The organism is Vreelandella arctica (assembly GCF_037070215.1).
GTDB classification, from domain to species: Bacteria; Pseudomonadota; Gammaproteobacteria; order Pseudomonadales; family Halomonadaceae; genus Vreelandella; species Vreelandella arctica.
The window spans coordinates 1-2,023 of record NZ_JBANSN010000080.1 but is presented as its reverse complement, the minus strand read 5'-3'; the positions used below and the strand labels follow the sequence as shown (position 1 = coordinate 2,023).

Sequence of the window (2,023 nt, the reverse complement as noted above, 5' to 3'; positions counted from 1 at the left end):
TCTTCGCCGAAGCCATGGATCGGAGTGGCTACGCTCGCGCCACGCTAGCCCCGCGTGAAGGCATGCAGGCGGAGATTCCCAAGCGCCGCCAAATTGCCGACCGCGGCATGGAAGCCATGGGCGCTCATGGCATGGGTGACATGGAAGGTATGGATCATTCAGGCATGTCGAATATGGAAGGTATGGATCACTCCAATATGCCGGGAATGAGCGGTGACGATGCTGGTATGGAAGGCATGGATCACTCTAATATGGAGGGGATGGATCATTCCAACATGGAGGGCATGGATCATTCTAATGTGGGCGGCATGTCGGGCGAGCAGGCGAAAGTCGGCGAAAACGGCATTCTCATTGCCGGTGAAGCCCAGCCCGGCTCTCGCTACGACCAGGCGGGCATAGGCATCGACCCCAACGAACGTCGAGTACTCGTCTACCGCGATCTTAAAGCCTTCACGCCATGGCCTGACCGCCGCGAACCAGGCCGTGAGCTTGAGCTGCACCTGACCGGCAACATGGAACGTTACATGTGGTCGTTCGACGGCAAGAAGTTTAGCGAAGTGACCGGCCCAATCCATTTTGTGAAAGATGAGCGGCTGCGCCTAATCCTGATCAACGACACCATGATGGAGCATCCTATCCACCTCCACGGTATGTGGATGGAGCTAGAAAACGGTCAGGGCGAGCTAATTCCGCGCAAACACACCTTGAACGTTAAGCCCGGCGAGCGGGTTTCGGCACTGATTACGGCAGATGCTGAAGGCAGTTGGGCGTTCCATTGCCACCTGCTTTATCACATGGATGCCGGAATGTTCCGCGTTGTTCAGGTTTCTTAAGGAGGCAGTATGAAAACTAAGCTTTATTTTACTGGCATTAGCTTAGCGTTTGTCATGACCACCGCTGCCCATGCGGAAGATGGTTACGACGCGCCGAAAGATTGGCCAGCGCCCACGATGGAACACAATATGGGTATGGCGCTCTTTGATCGTCTTGAATATAGCGTACCCGATAACGGCGAGGAGGCCGTCGTGTGGGACTTTCAAGGCTGGTATGGCGGTGATATCAACCGTGTTTACCTGAAGTCAGAGGGCGAGAATGTCCAAGGCGACGGTGAAGATGCTGAGTTTGAATCCCTGGAACTACTCTATAGTCGCCTAGTGGCTGATTTTTGGGAGTTACAGGGGGGTATCGGTTACCAAGGCGGTGTGTTCTCCGATGATCACGCCGAACGCACCTATGGGGTTGTCGGCCTACAAGGTGTGATGCCCTACGGCATTGAAACCGACGTTGCTATGCAAGTGAGTGAAGATGGCGACGTGGCCGCTAGTTTTGAGGGCGAGTACGATCTGCGCCTGACACAGCGGCTCTACCTACAGCCGCGCACCGAAATTGCCGTAGCTGCCAGCGAAGTTGAGGAATTTGGTGTGGGTGAGGGCCTTAACTCAGTGCGTGTCGGCATGCGCCTGGGCTACGAAGTGACCAGACGCTTTGCGCCTTACGTGGGCGCTTACTGGGTAAAAGAGTATGGCGATACCGCCGACCTATCTCGTGCTGGTGGGAATAATACCGAAGATACCGGCGTGGTGGCAGGTGTCAGGTTAATGTTTTAAATCGTTAAGCACTCTATAACTTGCGCCACCGGAAGGTGGCGTTTTTTTTGCTAATAAACCACTAAATTCAGCTTCAATTCATACTCTAAGGTTATTATTAAATTGTAAATAACCAACGGAGTAAACCACCATGAAAATTAAAGCAATTGTTTTTAGTGCAGTAGTAGCAAGTATCTTCTCTACACCTGTATTAGCGAGCTTAGGCAATACAACACAGGATCTTCCCTTACTAGAAAGAGGCGTATCTTCTACACAGATGCTTGCTCAGGGGCAATCGAAGCGTTTCAATATTAACATTGAACAAGCGACTACACTGAAAGTAGCGAGTGAGCACTTCCCAGGTTTTACCAGCACTGGCAACCGCATTTCAGCTGTGCTTTATGACAAAACTGGAAAACAAGTAGCAGAAGCGTCCA

Annotated in this window: 3 protein-coding genes; all 3 read left to right on the top strand. The window is 52.2% G+C overall.

Translation table 11 applies throughout. The annotated features are described in order from the left end of the window. A partial coding sequence (locus tag V8L70_RS22715) for a multicopper oxidase domain-containing protein (protein WP_336270702.1) occupies positions 1-833 on the top strand: 833 nt, incomplete at its 5' end. 9 nt (positions 834-842) lie between these two features. After that, entirely contained in the window at positions 843-1,607 is a 765-nt protein-coding gene (locus V8L70_RS22710) for a copper resistance protein B (RefSeq protein WP_008957453.1), read from the top strand. Positions 1,608-1,737: 130 nt separating this feature from the next. Then, a partial coding sequence (locus V8L70_RS22705) for a hypothetical protein (RefSeq protein WP_336270701.1) occupies positions 1,738-2,023 on the top strand: 286 nt, incomplete at its 3' end.

What these genes read in the sequence shown, in the direction of transcription:
- V8L70_RS22710 (WP_008957453.1), top strand. Translation starts at nt 843, where the DNA reads ATGAAAACTAAGCTTTATTTTACTGGCATTAGCTTAGCGTTTGTCATG.